This window comes from Corynebacterium pseudopelargi (genome assembly GCF_003814005.1).
Classification (GTDB): Bacteria; Actinomycetota; Actinomycetes; order Mycobacteriales; family Mycobacteriaceae; genus Corynebacterium; species Corynebacterium pseudopelargi.
On record NZ_CP033898.1, the window covers coordinates 157,987 to 173,003 of the forward strand.

General features: G+C 58.0%; 14 protein-coding genes. 10 read left to right on the plus strand and 4 right to left on the minus strand.

Translation table 11 applies throughout. The features are described from left to right. Window positions 1-5: 5 nt before the first annotated feature. Window positions 6-1,160 (minus strand): amidase, encoded by a 1,155-nt coding sequence (locus CPPEL_RS00770; RefSeq protein ID WP_123959237.1) that lies wholly within the window; start codon window positions 1,158-1,160, stop codon window positions 6-8. A gap of 24 nt (window positions 1,161-1,184) precedes the next feature. On the opposite strand from CPPEL_RS00770, the gene pheA reads away from it, so the two are divergent. Both pheA and CPPEL_RS00780 read left to right on the plus strand, forming a co-directional pair. Next, window positions 1,185-2,099 carry a prephenate dehydratase gene (gene pheA / locus CPPEL_RS00775; RefSeq protein ID WP_123959238.1) on the plus strand — a complete coding sequence of 305 codons (915 nt, stop codon included), beginning with the start codon at window positions 1,185-1,187 and terminating at the stop codon, window positions 2,097-2,099. Beyond that, a complete protein-coding gene (locus CPPEL_RS00780) occupies window positions 2,100-2,711 on the plus strand; it encodes a histidine phosphatase family protein (protein WP_123959239.1) in 612 nt (203 codons plus the stop codon). A 17-nt stretch (window positions 2,712-2,728) separates the two neighbouring features. Here the strand turns inward: CPPEL_RS00780 and CPPEL_RS00785 are convergent, their stop codons facing one another. Together CPPEL_RS00785 and CPPEL_RS00790 are read right to left on the minus strand one after the other, a co-directional pair. Next, a complete protein-coding gene (locus CPPEL_RS00785) occupies window positions 2,729-3,097 on the minus strand; it encodes a metallopeptidase family protein (RefSeq protein WP_123959240.1) in 369 nt (122 codons plus the stop codon). Beyond that, window positions 3,072-4,049 carry a septum formation family protein gene (locus CPPEL_RS00790; RefSeq protein WP_123959241.1) on the minus strand — a complete coding sequence of 326 codons (978 nt, stop codon included), beginning with the start codon at window positions 4,047-4,049 and terminating at the stop codon, window positions 3,072-3,074. The genes CPPEL_RS00785 and CPPEL_RS00790 overlap by 26 nt, the downstream gene beginning before the upstream one ends. Window positions 4,050-4,086: 37 nt before the next feature. Between CPPEL_RS00790 and serS the strand changes: the two genes are divergently transcribed. The 3 genes from serS to CPPEL_RS00805 are packed head-to-tail and all read left to right on the plus strand — an operon-like array spanning window position 4,087 to window position 6,914. After that, complete coding sequence (serS, locus tag CPPEL_RS00795) at window positions 4,087-5,349, plus strand: serine--tRNA ligase (protein WP_123961176.1); 1,263 nt, start codon at window positions 4,087-4,089, stop codon at window positions 5,347-5,349. 6 nt (window positions 5,350-5,355) lie between these two features. Then, entirely contained in the window at window positions 5,356-6,102 is a 747-nt protein-coding gene (locus CPPEL_RS00800) for a lysophospholipid acyltransferase family protein (RefSeq protein WP_123959243.1), read from the plus strand. Then, window positions 6,099-6,914, plus strand: a complete 816-nt coding sequence (locus tag CPPEL_RS00805) for an HAD family hydrolase (RefSeq protein WP_123959245.1) — start codon at window positions 6,099-6,101, stop codon at window positions 6,912-6,914. Before CPPEL_RS00800 ends, CPPEL_RS00805 begins: the two co-directional genes overlap by 4 nt. Here CPPEL_RS00805 and CPPEL_RS00810 read toward each other — a convergent pair. Then, a complete protein-coding gene (locus tag CPPEL_RS00810) occupies window positions 6,907-8,940 on the minus strand; it encodes an N-acetylmuramoyl-L-alanine amidase (RefSeq protein ID WP_123959247.1) in 2,034 nt (677 codons plus the stop codon). The genes CPPEL_RS00805 and CPPEL_RS00810 overlap by 8 nt on opposite strands. Before the next feature lie 185 nt (window positions 8,941-9,125). Between CPPEL_RS00810 and glf the strand changes: the two genes are divergently transcribed. The 5 genes from glf (at window position 9,126) to CPPEL_RS00835 (ending at window position 14,974) form a co-directional block, all read left to right on the plus strand. After that, complete coding sequence (gene glf, locus CPPEL_RS00815; protein WP_123959249.1) at window positions 9,126-10,289, plus strand: UDP-galactopyranose mutase; 1,164 nt, start codon at window positions 9,126-9,128, stop codon at window positions 10,287-10,289. Window positions 10,290-10,441: 152 nt separating this feature from the next. After that, on the plus strand, window positions 10,442-11,800 hold the full coding sequence (locus CPPEL_RS00820; protein ID WP_123959251.1) for an MFS transporter: 1,359 nt from the start codon (window positions 10,442-10,444) through the stop codon (window positions 11,798-11,800). 22 nt (window positions 11,801-11,822) lie between these two features. Beyond that, window positions 11,823-13,166: an LssY C-terminal domain-containing protein gene (locus tag CPPEL_RS00825; RefSeq protein WP_206608935.1), complete on the plus strand. Its 1,344-nt coding sequence runs from the start codon at window positions 11,823-11,825 to the stop codon at window positions 13,164-13,166. After that, entirely contained in the window at window positions 13,163-13,687 is a 525-nt protein-coding gene (locus CPPEL_RS00830; protein WP_123959253.1) for an LppP/LprE family lipoprotein, read from the plus strand. The genes CPPEL_RS00825 and CPPEL_RS00830 overlap by 4 nt, the downstream gene beginning before the upstream one ends. Window positions 13,688-13,813: 126 nt before the next feature. Beyond that, the gene (locus CPPEL_RS00835) at window positions 13,814-14,974 is read left to right on the plus strand and encodes an alpha/beta fold hydrolase (protein WP_123959255.1); all 1,161 of its coding nucleotides are present in this window, start codon (window positions 13,814-13,816) and stop codon (window positions 14,972-14,974) included. The last annotated feature ends 43 nt before the right edge of the window (window positions 14,975-15,017 follow it).

Consider the following 15,017-nt stretch of genomic DNA (forward strand, 5'->3'; position numbering starts at 1 on the left):
GCGACTTAGCTGCGCGCTGAGCTCTGGGCAGCTTGAGCCGCAACGGCGAGCAATTGCGGAATGCTTGCGCGAATGGCAGCAAGATGGATTGATGCCCCCTTGCCCGGCAGTGCAATAGCGCCAATGCCAGCCATATTGCACATCGTGGCCCAGGGGGTCCACTGGGTTTGGGCGTGGAAATCCTCCTCGGGTGCCATCGAAGAAAAATACCCAAGCGGTGGGGGATCAAAGGCAATGGTTGGGGTGAGCAAAATATCAATATTCCAGGCAGCGAGCAGTTGCTCATGCACGCTGAGGAATTCCGCGGTGGCCACCTGGGCGCGCTGCGAAGAAATATGCGTGCCGCGCTCACGCAACCACTGCACCAGGGGTGAGGCATCGCCGGGGATATTGCTCGAACGCAGGGCCAAAATATCGGCAAAGGCCTGGAAAGGAGCATCGCCATAAGGCCTACCCACCAACTGCACCTCGTGGCCTAAAGCAGCAAGGTGAGAGGCCGCATGATCAACGGCTGTAAGCATGTGTTCGGCTACGGTCACCTCAGCGTGCACCGGTTCAAGCAACACCCCAATGCGTTGGCGTTGTGCCGCTTGGGGCGCGATGCGATACAAACGGTGGACGTCGGCAAGCGAAGAAGTTAAAAAGCCCTGGGCAACGGGGTTGGCGCGCCGGGTGTTGTGGGGTGGTTTAAAACCGATGATATTGCAGCAGGCCGCGGGGATTCGGATGGAACCGCCGCCATCAGAGCCATGCGCCGCACGCACCAAACCCCTGGCCACCGCCACCGCGGCACCTCCAGAAGAACCGCCTGGGGTAGCACCACTCGGAGAAACCGGGGCGGGCTGGCCCACCGGCTCTGTATAGGCGCTCAAACCCATCTCGCAGGTAAGCGTTTTTCCAGGAATGATGGCGCCGCGGGCTTGCAGAGCCGCGAGAAAAGGGTCCGTCTCGGTGGCGATACGGCTACGAGAGACATTGCCAAAGGTCGTGGGCATGCCCTTGACATCTGAAAGGTCCTTGGCGGGGATGATCCAACCGCTGAGATCGCCAAGTGCTCCCACCTGGCGGTGCGCGGCTTCTGAATCAAAATAGGCAAAACCGTGTTCGCTCGGGTCCATGGTGGCCACGGCCTGGGCGAGCGTTTCCACGTCTTGATGCATGCGATCATGGTACTAGTTAGCCTTATGAGGATCGCGTTTTTAGGCCCACAGGGAACCTTTACCGAGGCTGCGCTGCATGAGTTCCAACGCCGCGGAGTAGTCGATGCCGCAGCACAAGCAGTTCCTGCCGCCAATCCGCGCGAAGCAGTGCACTGGGTGCGCCAAAAGCACGTGGACTTAGCCTGCGTGGCCATCGAAAACTCCGTCGACGGGCCAGTGACCCCCACCTTTGATGCTTTGGCCGAAGCCGATGGGGTGCAGATCTATGCAGAGCTCGACCTCACAATTGAATTTGCCCTCATGAGCAAAGGGATCTCCCTTGAGCAGGCAACAAAGATCAGCACACACCCGGTGGCCTATCAGCAGATCCGGCAATACCTCGATGCCCACGCGCCGGGCATTGAATTTGTGGCCGCTAGTTCCAATGCCGCAGCAGCCCAAGCCGTTGCAGAAGGCCACGTGGATCTCGCCGCAGCCCCAGCCCATGCCGCCAAAGTGTATGGGCTGCAAGTGGTAGCCGAGCATGTGGCCGACGTACCCGATGCGCGAACCCGCTTCGTGTTAGTAGGCAGGCGAGGCGCACCGTGTGCGCCCACCGGCAAGGATCGTTCAAGCGTGATGTTCACCCTGCACAATAAGCCCGGCTCTTTGGTATCTGCCCTGGGAGAATTTGCCATGAGGGGAGTGGATTTAACGCGCATTGAATCCCGACCCACCCGACACGGCCTGGGCACCTATCGCTTCCACGTGGATATCCTCGGCCATATCAATGACCAGCCAGTTTCTGAGGCATTAAGGGCACTATATTTGGCAAGTGAGACGCTTACCTTCTTAGGTTCTTGGCCTGCAGAAGGGCTAGAGGCCATGCCGCAGACCTATAGCGCGACCGCCCTGGAAGCCTCTCGAAAGTGGTTGGAAGCAATGAAGGAGGGTAAGTAAGTGGGCAATATTGTGCTGCTGCGCCACGGCGAAACCTACGGCAATATCGCACGCCGGCTTGATACGCGGCCACCCGGTGCAGAACTCACACCCGAAGGCCGCGTGGGCGCGCACGCCGCCGGGCACACCCTGGCCACACTCTGCCCTAAGCTCAGCCTGGGGGTAAGCTCCATTGCCATTCGTGCGCAGCAAAGCCTGGTTGCCGGTGCCGAGGGTTTTGCCGAGGCAACCGGGCGCAAGCTCGCACTGGATGTGCTGCCCGGGTTACATGAGGTGGATGCCGGGGATTTTGAAGATGCTACTTCTGAACAAGCCCACCACATGCTGGCCAACGTCATGCGCTCCTGGATCAGCGGCGATGCCCAGGCCAGGATCCCCGGTGGGGAATCGGCCCAAGACGTATTAGACCGAATGGTGCCAGTGCTTGAGGGGCTTGCCGGCCAGGATGGCGATGTGCTGGTGGTATGCCACGGTGGGGTGATGCGGATTCTTGGCGCCTATCTTGCTGCAGTGCCGCCAACACTGATCCGTGATGTGCCGGTATTAAACTCCACCGCCATCGTTTTAGACGATCAATGGCGCTGCCGCTGGTGGGTGGATCGCTGGTTATAAGGGCTGCTTCTAGCGGCTTAGGCAATACCTAACCGGTGCATCTGCTCGTGATCCATGCCAAAGTAGTGGCCAATTTCGTGCAGCACCGTAATGCGGATCTGCTCAACCAACTCCTCGGGAGTGGAGCAGTAGTCTTTCAGCGAATTCCGATAAATGGTGATGGTATCGGGCAAGAAGCCGGTGTGATCGAAGGTGCGCTCGGTTAAGGGAACTCCCTGGTAGAGCCCCAGAATCCCGGTGGAGTCGGGGTGGGCATCTTCAATCAGCACGGCCAAATTGCGCACCCGGTCGGTGATATGAGTGGGGATTTGGGCCAGGGCTTCGTCGACAAGCGTTTCAAACTCCTCGTCCGTAACCACCTTATTGCTCCACTTTCTGCAGCTCATCGGGGTTTACGATGGGCGAGCGCTTGGGCCTTGGGGCTGGCTTTTGGCCGTTGATGGTGAACTGCTCCTTGGCCGTTCCCTCAAGCGCTGCGAACTTGCCTTGATCTCCAAACACCAGCGCGCAATTGGCGCTATGCGAGCCCGCGAGCCAGGAACTTGAAGGCACCGTGGTCCAGAAGGGCTGCAGGGTGGATTCATAGAGGCGATCATCCCCGCCGAGGTAATCGCGTGCAGCCTGCGTGCAAACTGTGCGCAAGTGCTTATCCTGATCTTCCTGGCTGGGCACCCGATCTGGGAATACGGGCTGCAAATCCACCACCGAGGTGATCTCAAGCTGGTGCGGAGCCGAGCACTGCACGGTGTGGGCACCGCCTGCGGCATCGGTGGCAACGCAATCACCAACGGCAAAAACATTGGATTGATCCTGCTCAGCGGCTTTGCCACTGGTGTTCATCACATTGCCTTCATCATCGGTGCTTTGCAGGCCGCACAATAAGGTGCGATCGCCGCGGTTCCAGGCCTCTTCGGGCGGCAAGATGGGGGCAATGGAGTATTTGCCGTTGAGGTCGAAGGTGCCGCCGAGGTAGGCAACGGTGGGGTTAAAGCAGAGCTCCTCGCGCAATTGTGCTTGGCGGGCAAGATCCGGCATGGGGGCGTCTTCACCGAATTCCGCCGAGGGGTAGCTGGCGAGGTTTTCTCTGCTCGAAACCTCAAAGCGGTGCGGGCCTGCGCAATCTGTTTGCTCGAAATCGGTGATGGCACCGTCTTTATCTGTCCAGGTCAAACAGGAGCCAACATCGGCGGTGCTAAACGACGCCACCTGGGTACTGTCGTCACTGCGCTGGGGGGTGCTTTCAACATTGGCTTCGTAGGCGCCGATACCGGCGGCTGCGATCAAAGCGCCCACGAGTAATGCGCGTGCTGCGGATGCGGATCGCCACGATTGCTTCATAGTGGCTTCCATCATGCCACGCGGTAGGGTTGAAGGCGTGATTGATCTGAAATTCCTGCGCGAACACCCCGACGTTGTCCGAGAATCTCAGCGAAACCGCGGGGAGGATCCGGCTTTAGTAGATGCATTGCTACAAGCCGACGATGCCCGCCGTAGCGCTATCCAAGAAGCCGATGCGTTGCGTTCTGAGCAAAAGGCCTTTGGCAAGAAGATCGGCCAGGCCTCGCCGGAGGATCGCCCCAAGCTTCTGGAAGGCTCCAATGAGCTTAAAGCCAAGGTCAAGCAGGCTGAAGAAGCGCAAAAGCGCGCCGAGGCTGAAGTGTTCGAAGCGCAGATGCGCTTGAGCAATGTTGTAGAAGGCGCGCCCGCCGGCGGCGAGGAAGATTTCGTGGTGCTTGAGCATGTTGGCACCCCGCCGGAGTTCGACTTTGAGCCCAAAGATCACCTGGAATTGGGTGAATCGCTTGGTTTGATTGATATGAAACGCGGCACCAAAGTTTCTGGTGCGCGCTTTTATTACCTCACCGGCGATGGTGCGATGCTGCAATTGGGCATGCTTACCCTCGCTGCCCAAAAGGCTAGGGCCCGTGGCTTCCAGCTCATGATCCCGCCGGTGTTGGTTCGCCCCGAGGTGATGCAGGGTACTGGTTTCTTAGGGGCTCATGCCGAAGAGATTTATTACCTTGAGCGCGATGAGCTGTACTTAGTGGGCACCTCTGAGGTGGCCTTGGCGGGGTATCACCAAGACGAGATCATTGATCTCAGCGATGGCCCTGTGCGCTATGCCGGTTGGTCGAGCTGTTTCCGCCGCGAGGCCGGTTCTTATGGCAAAGACACCCGCGGTATTTTGCGCGTGCATCAGTTTGACAAGCTTGAAATGTTTGTTTACTGCAAGCCCGAAGAGGCCGCGCAGCAGCACCAAGCCCTCTTGGATATGGAACGCGAAATGTTGGCTGCCGTAGAGGTGCCTTATCGCGTTATCGATGTTGCCGGTGGCGATCTTGGTTCCTCGGCTGCCCGCAAATTTGATACCGAGGCTTGGGTGCCTACGCAGCAGACCTATCGCGAGCTCACCTCCACCTCGAATTGCACCACCTTCCAGGCTCGCCGTCTGCACACTCGTTACCGGGATGAGCAGGGCAAGGCTCAAACCTGTGCCACCCTGAATGGCACCTTGGCTACTACTCGTTGGTTGGTGGCTATCTTGGAAAATAATCAGCAGGCTGATGGAAGCGTGGTTGTGCCCGAGGCACTGCGCCCCTTCGTTGGCAAGGATGTGTTGGAACCGAAGGGGAAGTAAAAGCTCATGGAGTGGACCAGCAAAGAGGGTTTCCGAGTCGAAGCAGGCCTTGAACCTGCGCCCAAACATGCGGAGGCAAATGAGCTGGTCTATTCCAGGCTCATCATTCCCGCGATTAAAGGGGTGATGAAGGCTCAGGGTCTGCAGATCACCATCCAGGGTGCAGAACATATCCCCGCCGATGGCCCTGGGCTGATTGCCTGCAATCACACCAGCTATATGGACTTTATTTATGCTGGTATTCCTGCTCGCCTGCGCGCGAAACGCCTGGTGCGGTTTATGACGAAGCGGGAGATCTTCGAGGTCAAGGGCGTGGGCATGCTCATGCGCGCGATGAAGCATATTCGCGTGGATCGAGCAGCCGGGGCGGCATCGCTTGAAGAGGCCGTGCGCAGGTTAGAAAGTGGCCAATTGGTGGGCATTTTCCCAGAAGGGACCATCTCTAGAGATTTTGAGCTTGGGCAGCTCAAATCCGGTGCGGTGCGCATTGCTCAAGCAGCCGATGCCCCGCTGATCCCCATGGCCATGTGGGGTGCGCAGCAGTTGTGGACGAAGGGCCATAAAAAGAAGATGGGCAGGCATCGTTTCCCCATTTGGATGAAGGTGGGCGAACCCATTGATGCCTCTGGTGATGTAGACGCCGCCACGCAGCGTTTGCGCGATGCGATGGAAACCTTGCTTGCAGAAGTCCGCCACGACTACGAGCAAGCTTTTGGCCCGGTCAAGCTCGAACCATCGAAGCCGCAACCATGATTCCCGCACTGGTTGTAAGCGATATTGACGGCACCTTGCTCGATTCCAATGAGCGGGTGTCTTCGCGCTTGCGTAAGGCTATTGGTTTGCTGGATGGCAAAGCGCAGTTTGCCCTTGCCACTGGGCGCCCGCCGCGGTGGATTTTCCCGGTGCTTGAGCAATTGCCCATCCGGCCTGTGTGCGTGTGCGCCAATGGTGCGGTGTTATATGATTCCGCCGCGGATCGGGTGATCGAGGCAAAGAACTTAAGCTGTGAGGCCATGCGCAGCGTGGTTCGCACGGCGCGGGAAGTATTGCCCGGCGGCTGCAGCACTGCCGTGGAGCGCGTTGGGGCTTCCGCCTTTGAGCAGCCCGATGAGCTTTTTGTGGTCACCCCTGAGTACATCCACGCCTGGGATAGCACCGAACACGGCTGTGTAGAAGAAGCGGAGCTTTTATCCAAGCCTGCGATGAAGCTGCTGCTGCGTTCTGAGCAGCTTTCGGCGGCCAGGATGCACGAGCTCTTGGCGCCGGTGGTGCCCAAGGATCTTGCGCATATCACCTTTTCTTATGATGGCGGCTTGCTTGAGGTATCTGCCCCTGGTGTGGTCAAGGCTCGCGCGTTGCAGGTTTTGGCGGCCGATCTTGGTGTGAGCCGCGAGCAGGTCTTGGCTTTTGGCGATATGCCTAATGATATTGAGATGTTGCAGTGGGCAGGCCACGGTGTGGCCATGGCGAATGCGCATCCGGACGTGAAAAAGGCGGCCGATGAGGTAACGGCCGCCAATGATGATTTTGGTGTAGCTCGGGTGATCGAGCGGATCTTTAGTTAGTCTGAATATCCACTGCACCGGTTGCGGGGTCGAAGGTGATGTAGCCGTGTTGGAAATCAACGCGGATCAGGCCACCTTCTACGCGGTGTTCCATGTTCACCGGCAATCCGAGCGGGCCTGCATCGAAGCCCTGGGCTGCCCATGCATCGCCGATCATGCCCCACAGTGCCTGTGCGCCGGTTTCGGGGGAGGAGACGATGATGCCCTTGTCAAAGAGTGCATAGGTGACGTCCTCGCCGGTTTTGGCGGTGTACTTGGTGGTGCCGGAGCGTGGGTTGCCAAGCACGGGGCCTACCTGGGCTTGGATGTTCTTCCAGGCCTTGGCAATCTCATCGTTATCCGATGCTTTCACGAGCTTTTCGACGATCGCGGGGACGTCGGAAAGCTTCAAGCCTTCAGCGATCTTGACGTTGCCAAGGGTAGCCAGGTCGAAGTTCTTTGGCTGGTTGCCTTCCTTGAGGTCCAAAGCCAGGCCAAGCAGGGAGTTCAGTGCCTGCTCGGGGCTCATTGCGGAAAGGGAACGCAGGTAATCCTCAGCGCTTGCGGTGGAGTTCACCGAGGCGGTGCGCTCTGCAGCAGGCTTGGGGGCAGGGGCGTTATCGCTGGTCTTGGCTGCTTTTGGGGTAGTGGTGCTCTCGGCCTTGGGGCTTTGAGTCTTCTTTTCTTCAGCCTTGGTATCGCTCGCGCCGGGTGCTACTGCCTCGGCAACCTTGGTGGCCTCGGAGGCTAGATCGGTGCGGCTCTTGCCGGAGTTGATCTCCTCGTACTTCTTCTTAGCAATGGAGCGGATCGTGCCCATGGATGCATAGCCTGCGGTGCCGGGGCAGGTGGTGGTGCCAACATCGCGGTGCGCGAAGATATTCGGCAGCGTTACCTGCTGGCCATAGGCGTACTTGGAGTAGGTGGTGCCCTCAGAGGTGTGCACGCCGGAGCCGGTGGGGTTCAGGTGTGCCACGGCTGCGCGCCAGCCGAGGATATCGCCCACGGCCTTGAGCATCGGGGCGGAGGGAGCCACGGCTTCGTAGTTGCCCATCATGGACACAGCCCAGGTGTTCTCATTGAAGCCACCTGCGTGTGCGCCCCAGACGTCCTTGTTCAGCCCGCCGTAGCGGCCCTCGTAGAGGTTGCCGTACTTATCTGCCAGCGACTGGTATCCGATATCGCACCAGCCAAGGGTTTGTGCGTGGTACTGGTAGATGCCGCGCACGATGCCGGGTGCTTGAGCCTCGGAGTAGTTATTGGAACCTGCGGTGTGGTGCACCACGAGTCCGGCTACGCCATCGAAGTACTCCGGTGTCTGGCAGCGCATGGATTCATCTGCGCCCCAGCCCTTACGCGAAATCACCTTGGGCATGCCATCGGTATCCGCGGTGAGGTTGATGCCGTTTTCGGGCAGAGTAGAGCTGCCGCCATCAACAAAGACCACGTCCACGGCGTCTGCCGAGGTAGTCTCTGCCACCGGCTGGATCTTGCCGTAGTTGGTTTGCAGTTCCTTTTGTGCCTTATCGGCTGCCTTGGCGGCCTTATTCACCTCGGTCTTGGCGGTTTCTGCGATGAGTTCTACACCGCTCATGGCCACCTGCACGGTGTTGGTGGGCTCGATGTAGATCAGGTCGGTGCCTCGCTTGGAGGAGCTGCCGTTGCCAAAGTTCATCGGCTCGGTGTCGTACCACTCGGACCAGGAGCCATCGGGGCGCTTGGCGCGCACGAACGCGGCGATGTCCTTTTCGCCCTCCCAGGTCACTGCGAACTGAGAGAAGGTCTGATCGCGGTGGAATTCTTTGACGGTGCGTGGGCCTTCGCCACCTTGGGCGGCGATGGCGGCGTCGTCGATGACCACGTTGATGCCTTCGGCGAGGCTTTCTGTATCAACGGCTGCGGTGACCGGCGCGATGCCTTCGCCATCGGTGTTGATCACGTTGGTGGCTTGAAGGCCAACCACGCCGGAAGCGGCCACAGCCAGCGCAGATACTAGCGCGATAACTGGGCGCTTCTTGGCGGGAATGAGGCGGCGTCGCTGCTGCACGAAGTTCTCCTTGTGGGGGAATTGTCACGTAACTGGTGTATAGCCTAGAGCATCTAAGTGAAAGAAGAAACTATAGCGACACATGTGTCGCGTGTGAATAGTGTGAATTAGCCCCAATACTCACCCCCAAATGCCCTCAAGTGTTGAAGCCTTTAAACGCCTCGAAGGTTGCTAGGCTCAGCCACATGAGTTCTTATGATCTGATTGTCGTAGGTTCTGGCCTCTTCGGCCTGACCGTCGCCGAACGCGCAGCAAGCCAACTTGGCAAGAAGGTGCTCATTGTCGAGCGCCGCAGCCACCTAGGCGGCAACGCCTACTCCGAGGCAGAGCCAGAAACTGGCATCGAGATCCATAAATATGGCGCCCACCTGTTCCATACCTCTAATAAGAGGGTGTGGGACTATGTTCGCCAATTCACCGATTTCACCGGCTATCAGCACCGCGTCTTTGCCATGCACAACGGCACCGCCTATCAATTCCCCATGGGTCTTGGGCTGATCAACCAATTCTTTGGCCGCTACTACTCGCCCGATGAGGCACGCGCCTTGATTGCCGAGCAGGCCAGCGAGATCGACGCCCAAGATGCCACCAACCTCGAAGAAAAAGCCATCTCTTTGATCGGCCGCCCCCTCTACGAGGCCTTCATTCGCGATTACACCGCAAAGCAGTGGCAGACCGACCCCAAGGAACTGCCCGCAGGCAATATCACCCGCCTGCCGGTTCGCTATAACTTTGATAACCGCTACTTCAACGACACCTACGAGGGCTTGCCTGTCGACGGCTACGCCGCCTGGCTTGAGCGTATGGCAGAGCATGAAAATATCGAGGTGCGTTTGGATACCGATTGGTTTGAGGTTCGCGATGAACTTCGCGCCCAAAGCCCCGAAGCGCCCGTGGTGTACACCGGCCCGCTGGATCGCTACTTTGATTACTCCGAAGGCAAGCTGGGCTGGCGCACCCTTGATTTTGAAACTGAGGTGCTGCCGACCGGCGATTTCCAGGGCACCCCGGTGATGAACTACAACGATGCCGAGTACCCCTATACCCGCATCCACGAGTTCCGCCACTTCCACCCAGAGCGAGAAGATCGTCACCCGAAGGACAAGACGGTGATTATGAAGGAATACTCTCGCTTTGCCGAGGAAGGCGACGAGCCCTACTACCCAATTAACACCCCTGATGATAGGGAGATGCTGCTGAAGTACCGCGAGTTGGCGGAGCAAGAAACTGCGCAGCAGCGCGTGTACTTCGGTGGGCGCCTTGGCACCTACCAGTATTTGGATATGCACATGGCTATCGCCTCGGCGCTGAGCATGTTTGATAACAAGCTCAAAGAGGAATTGAGCTAGGTTCAAGGCTTGCAACGGCACTGAGAATTTCTTCACAGTGCCGTTTTGCTGAGCAGCCACAATGCTAATTGAGCAGCAAAATCAACTAGGTGGCAAACGGTTGCGCTAGTAGTTTCGGAGGTGTTCGAACTTCTCCTTTTGAAAGGAACACCATGAAGCTAGGTTGGCTGGCAGCCCCTCCTGCCGCCCCGCGCAAAAGTAAAGAAGCCATCGAGGCGAGCTACCCGCGCCTGCGCGTCCAGGTATTCTTTGGCATCTTCATCGGTTACGCCGGGTTCTACCTGATCCGCAACAATGTCTCGCTGATTGCACCGCTGCTTCTCGACGACACCGGCATTGACAAAGTAGGCGTTGGCATTATCGCCAACGCCGTTCTTTTTGCCTATGGCCTTTCTAAATTCTTCTCGGCCATGATCTCCGACCAGGCCAATGCGCGCTACTTCATGCCGCTTGGCCTTGCACTTTCGGCAGTGATGAATCTGCTGATTGCCAATGTCTCTTATCTTTCTGCATCAGTAGGCATCTTTGCCACCGCCATGTTTATCAACGGCTGGTTCCAAGGCATGGGCTGGCCGCCGTGCGGGCGAGTGCTGGTGCACTGGTATTCCACCAATGAACGCGGCTCTATTACCTCGCTGTGGAATACCGCCCACAACGTAGGCGGCGCAGCACTACCGGCGCTGGTCGGCGTGGGCTTGGCGCAGTTCCCAGATCAATGGCAGGTAGCATTCTGGCTTCCCGCCGTCGTGGCGCTCCTGGTGGCCTTGATCGGTTTCCTTTTGGTGCGCGACACCCCAGAATCTCAAGGCCTGCCGCCAATCGAGGAATACCGCCAAGATCCTGCCAAGGTGGAAGCCGCCGACGATGGCTTGACCACCTCGCAGCGAGTATTCCGCCACGTTTTGACCAACAAGACCATCGTGATGCTGGCCATTGCGAACGTCTTTGTTTACGCGCTTCGCTACGGCGTGCTCAACTGGGTCACCGTGTTTTTGGCCGAAAAACACGGCGCAGAAATTTCGAAGGGCCTTGTGGGCTTTGCTGCCTTCGAGCTCGCTGGCATCGTGGGCACCATTGCCTGCGGTGTGCTTTCAGACAAAGTATTCAAAGGCTATCGCTCGGGTGCCGGCATGCTCTTCATGCTCGCTGCGGGCCTGAGCATCGGCGTGTACTGGCTGCTGCCTGTGGGCACTCCCATGTGGCTGCTGATCTTCTTTGTCGCGCTCATCGGCGGCACCATCTATGGTCCGGTCATGCTCATCGGCCTGCAGGCCATCGACCTATCGCCGCACAATGTGGCCGGCACCGCTGCTGGTTTTACCGGCCTATTTGGCTACCTGCTTGGCGCCACGCTCGCCTCTACCGGTGTGGGCGTGCTGGTGCAGCACTTCGGATGGAACGTCACCTTCATGGTGTTCATCGCCTTTGCCGTGCTCACCGTGGTGCTCTTCGCGCTGATCGGCAGGCAGGAGCGCGCTTTGATGCAGCGCGTGCGCGCGTCGAAAAGCTAAAAAGGCGTGATTTACTAAGGGTGTGAAGCAAAACCCCTATCCCGTACCAAAGCAATACCCCACCTATCACCTGCAGCCGCCCAAAAAGCCCAGCGTAGGAAGGATCTACGCGCTGCTCGATAGCACCTTTGTGGCCATTGGTCTGCTGCTGGTGTTTTGGTATGTGGTGTTGCTGCTGCTTTCTGGCCTGGAGTTTTCCTGGCGCAGCATCGTGCTACTGCTGGGGTTTTGGTTCACCCTGACCTACCTGGCGCTGCCGCGAATGCACCAGCTTTTTACCACGGTGTATATCCCCGATTATTTTATGGCGCGCACGAAAACCGGCGACGGTGTGCTGGGAGATCCGGTGAACCTGGCGCTTCGCGGCAAGGAGGCGGATATTCACGCCGCCATGCACCGAGCCAATTGGGTAAAAGCCGATCCCATTACGCTGCGTTCCTCGCTGGGCATCATTCTTAGCTCGCTCAAGCGCACCTCCTATCCCGCGGCGCCGGTATCGAATCTCTACCTTTTTGGCCGCAAGCACGACTTTGCCTACCAACAAGAAGTAGATGGCAACGCCTCCCAGCGCCACCACATTCGCTTTTGGCGCGTGCCTGAAGGCTGGGAGCTGCCCGGAGAAAAGAAGGTGCAGTGGCTTGCTGCTGGCACCTATGACAGGGCAGTGGGGCTTTCTACCCTTACTTGGCAGATCACCCACAAAATTGATGCCAATACAGATGCCGAAAGAGATTATGTGATCAACTCGGTGCGCTTTGAAGATCCCGACACTGCCGTGGAAGTGATTGAGAATTTCTCCACTGCCTATCACGATAAAAACGGCGGCGGCGATGCCGTGCATACCGACGGCAACCTGCCCATCCTCGATCTAAGCGGCGCTGCGCAACGTGCAAAAGACGCCGGTGTTGATACCGGCCAAAGCAGCACGCTGGTGCACCTGGATAATCAAAAACTGGATAAGAAGCTGGATAAGGAAATCCCGCCGCTGCAGCTTGGCTTTGTGGGCTTGGCGGTGGCCAGCAAGCTGGCAGTTTTGCTGCTCGCCGTGGGGTTATTGGTGTTTGTCCATGATGATCCTGAGGTGCGCTCGGCGCTTTCGGGTGCACTTGGCGCCATTGGTATTACCGTGCTGCAGGTCGTGCTGTATGTGCTGACGGTGCGCAGAAAACGTTGGGCACGATTAATCTTTTTAATTATCGCCTCGGTGGGCGCGATCGGGGAGATGTGGCGCATTAGCCTTGCAGATCACCCCGGCATTTTTGCCTACCTTAGCGTGGGCTTTTCGGTTCTTGTGGTGCTTGCCTTGAGTGCGCCTGCCGTGCGCGCTTGGGTGTTTGCGCTGCGTCGTCGTTCGGGAGTGCAATGAAAAACTATCTTGGCCTGATCTGTGCCGCAGCGCTGCTTGTTGCTTGTGGCACCCAAGAAACTTCGGATGTGGCCTCATCTTCTTCTTCTCCATCTTCTACCTCTGAGGCGCCGGCGTGTAGCACGCAGCGGAATCCTTTTTGGGGCGTGCGCCCCTTGCCGCTTGCGAGCAATCCTTCGATCACCTTCGACTTCACCATCACCGAGGATCACTTTGATGCCTGCGAGCCCTTAAGTTGGTCGGTGCTGGCGGGCATTGCAGGGGCGGATTTTAGAAAAGCGGTGGTGTTTTTCCAGCACGGTGAGATCGTGACTGAGCCAGAGCCTTTGCTTTTAGGTTCGATGGAGGATGTGCAGCGCATTGATCCAAGCACCGTGGTGATTCATTATCGCGGCGGCGAGGCAGCCACTTTTACGCTTGATGGAAAGGCGTTAGTGCTAGAAAACAATACGCTTGCCCAAGACGCCATTTTCTCGGCTCCAAAATTGGACTTAAGCCAGTTCAAAGAACAAAAATCCTAGATTTCCGAGGTGTTACATTAGCGAGACAAAATAGCCCCAAAATAGGGTAGTGGCGGAGAGCCTTTCTTTGTTGCTTTAACAGCAAGCCTATTGTTGTTAATCAGATCAAGAAAGGCAGGTTCACTCATGAAGCAGCACAAAGGTACGCGCAAAGCCCTTGGAATCCTCCTCGCCACAGGCATCGCCTTTGGCGGCACCCTTGCACCGGCATACGCCGAGCCAAACCCCGCGGGCTATGTTCGCGAATACAACACCTACCCCGGCCAGGTATCCGGCATGGTGGCCCCCAACGCAGCAGTAAGTGATGGACACTTCGCTTCCGTGGATGGCACCCAGATCTACTTCAAAAAGAATCTCGTGCCAGGCGCCAAAGCCACCGTCGCACTCATTCACGGCCTGGCAGAAAACCAAGAGCGCTACGACTACATCACCTACCGGCTCAATATGGCCGGCTACAACGTCTACCGCCTCGATCACCGTGGCCACGGCCGTTCCGCCGAGCCCTATAACAATGTGCGCAAGAACTTGATTAATAACTTCGAGCTGGTCGATTCCGACATGAAGCAGCTCGTAGATATGGCCCGCGCCGAGCAGCCGGGCAAGCTGTACATGATGGGCCACTCCATGGGCGCTATGGCCGCACAGTATTACGCGGTTAACCACCCCGGCGATATCGACGGCCTGGTGACCAATGGTGGCGGCGTGCCCGCCAACCTCTACGGCTCGAATGATCTCCAGCCCGAGTACATCCACGCCGATGGCCAGTCCGCCCTGAGCCTGCTGGATCCATTCACCCAAAAAGAGCAGCGTCCCTTGGAGCCTTTCGACGCCCTCCTTGGGGTCAATCTCAACGGCGCACTCAATAGCGTTGGCATGGATGTCAGCCAACTGCCCGGTGTCGCACCACACGAATCCCCGGCTGCGCTGCAGCAGATGGAAATTCCCAATGCCTTCAAAATCGGCGTGGTCAGCGATCCCGATGTTCGCAACCAATTGGCCAATGATCCGCTGAACTCCAAGGTGGTGAACATGTCCACCGGCCTGCAGATCGTCGAGGCACTGCTGTACACCGGCCAGCACGCCAAGAACTATCAAGGCCCCACCTTGATCATGCACGGCGATACCGATGGATTGGTGCCCTATCCCATGGACATCAACTGGTACAACGCCGTGGGTAGCAGCGATAAGCAGATGATTCTGTGGAAAGACATGATGCACGAGACCATGAATGAGCCCGCTCGTGATCAGGTGATCGACCGCGCCATTGCTTGGCTCGACGCCCACTAACCCCACACCCACTAAGCCGGGTGCAGCAAAAGCACTTGGCATC